The 2,572-nt window shown below is 68.1% G+C and carries 1 protein-coding gene; it reads right to left on the bottom strand.

What is annotated here, in order from left to right:
- The coding region (locus tag GA0115254_RS34150) for a condensation domain-containing protein (RefSeq protein WP_141720958.1) at positions 1 to 2,572 on the bottom strand (2,572 nt) is incomplete at both ends.

Below are 2,572 nucleotides of genomic sequence, written 5' to 3'. Positions count from 1 at the left end.
GTAGTAGTCCCGCATCAACGCCACCTGGTCCTCGACCAGAACACCGAGGTGGTAGTCGAGACTCAGGAGCAGCCGTGTCGAGTACGGATTGCGGATCACGCCGACGCTCAGCGGAAAGTTGGTCGGCTCGGCACGCAGCGTGCTGAAGCTGTCGATTTTCCCGTCCACGATCGTCAGACGACCCTCGCCGAACTCGTCGGTGAGCACGTGGAAGTGGTTGTACACGAAGCTGGTCTCGAAAAGGGCCTCGCCACCCATACGACGCTGCAACGCCCCCAGCGGGTATCTGCGGTGGGGCAGCATGTCCTGTTCGGCCTGGAACACCGCGCGTACGAGGTCCAGCCAACTGCCGTCCGGCAGCTCCAGCCGGAACGGGACGGTGTTCAGAAAGAGCCCCCGAACCTCGGTCGCCCCGGCCTCCTCCAGCCGTCCGTTGGACGACAGCCCGGCCAACACGTCCGTGCTTCCGGTGACCAGACTCATGACCCGCAGATGCGCTGCCAGCAGCACGGACTTCAGCGGCACCCCACAACGCTTGGCCAGCGCCAGCAGCTCGTCGCACAGCTCCGCCGGCAACAGCGTCTCGATCGAGCCGTGCTTCTCCGCCGTGTGCAGCACCCGCCACTCGTTGTCGCGCTCGGGCGTCGCCAGCCGGGCGTCGTGCCGGTTCGGCCAGCGAGGGAGCCGGCCCGTGGGCCGGTCCGTGAGCCGCTCCAGCCAGAACGCCTCGCTCTGCGTCGAGCGCAGCACCTCCCGTTCCGCCGCGATGAAGTCGCGGTACGCCGACTCGGGCGGGTCCAGGGCGACGACCGTGCCCGCACCCGTCGCGAGCCGGTGGTAGAGGCCAGTGATCTCGGCGAGCGTGGAATGGAGGCTCCAGCCGTCGAAAATGGCATGGTGCTCGGTCACCGTCCACTGGAACGCATCGTCGGAGAGCCAGTGGATACCGAACCGCAGCAACGGCGGCCGGGAGTGGTCGAACACATGGGAGCGTTCGAAGGTCACGTATGCGGCGATCGCCGACTGCTGCGCCTCGTCGTCGAGTGCGCGCAGATCGGACACCACGCACGGCATCTCCGCCGTGGCATGCACCAGTTGGAGCGGCTCGCTGTAGCCGCTCAGCTCCAGGGACGTGCGGAGTATCGGGTGGCGTTCCACGACCAGGCGCAGCGCCTCCTTGAAGCTGCGCTCGTCGAACCGGCCGTTGATGCGCATGCTGTCCACGTTGTGGTACGGCAGCCGTTCACGGTCCAGCTCCATCTCGTAGATCATGCCGACCTGGAGTTCCGCCATCGGATAGGCGTCCACAAGGCCCTGCGGCAGCCGCGCCCTGTCCTCGGCGCTCACCATGGAGAACGGCTCACGGTCGCGCTGCGGAGCTTCGGATGCCGAATGGGTCGAGGCGGCCTCGGCCAGCCCCGCCGGGGTGGGCGTGCGGAAGAGGTCCTGCAGCTCGAAACCGACCCCCTGGGTGCGGGCCAGTCCCAGCACCTGGATGCTGCGGATGGAGTCGCCGCCGAGGTCGAAGAAGTTGTCGTGGCGGCCGACCCGGTCGACGCCGAGAACGTTGCTCCAGATCTCCGCGAGCAGCTCCTCCGTCCCGGGCAGCGGAGCGACGAACTGGGCCTCCAATTGCGGGCGTTCGGTCGTCGGAGCGGGCAAAGCCCGGTGGTTGAGCTTGCCCTGCGCAGTGAGCGGGAGGGCATCGAGAAAGACGAAGTTCCTCGGGATCATGTAGTCGGGGAGGTGGCCGGCGAGCGCGTCGCGGAGTTCACTGGTGGTGGGCCGGTCGACGTCCGGCTCCGGTACGAGGTACGCGACGAGGTCCGTGTGGCCGCCGAGATCGTCCCGCACGACCACGACGGCCTGCCGGATCTCGGGCTGCCGGCCCAGTCGGGCCTCGATCTCCGGCAGCTCGATGCGGTAGCCGCGCACCTTCACCTGGGCATCGGCCCGGCCGAGGTATTCCAGGTCGCCGGAGGGTTTCCAGCGGGCGAGGTCCCCACTGCGGTAGAGCCGGGCTCCCGGCGTACGACCGAGATGGTCCGGCACGAAACGCTGTGCGGTGAGTGCCGGTTGGCCTGTGTAGCAACGTGTCACGCCGGGCCCGCCGACGTAGAGCTCCCCGACGACACCGATCGGACTCGGCTCGCCCGACGGATCCAGGACGTAGAGTCGGAGATCGGGCAGCGCCCTGCCGATCCGGCTGAACGTACCGTCGAGCTGCCCCTCGTCCACCTCGGCGTATGTCACGTGCACGGTGGTCTCGGTGATGCCGTACAGGTTGATGAGTAGCGGCGAGGCGTATCCGTGACGGGCGCCCCAGCGGCGCACCGAGGCCCGGTTCAGCGCCTCGCCTGCGAACAGCACAGCCCGCAGGTCCAGTTCCCCACCCTCCACCGCATCGACCGTCTCGAACTGGCGGAAGGCAGAAGGGGTCTGGCTGAGCATTGTGACCGACCGGTCGCGTACGAGTGCGTAGAACGCCTCCGAGTCCCGGCTGGTGAGGTAGGGGACGACGACGAGGCGTCCGCCGGTGGTGAGGGCGCCCCACATCTCCATGACCGACACA

Source organism: Streptomyces sp. Ncost-T10-10d (assembly GCF_900091955.1).
Classification (GTDB): domain Bacteria; phylum Actinomycetota; class Actinomycetes; order Streptomycetales; family Streptomycetaceae; genus Streptomyces.
This window is presented reverse-complemented; position numbering and strand designations above follow the sequence as displayed.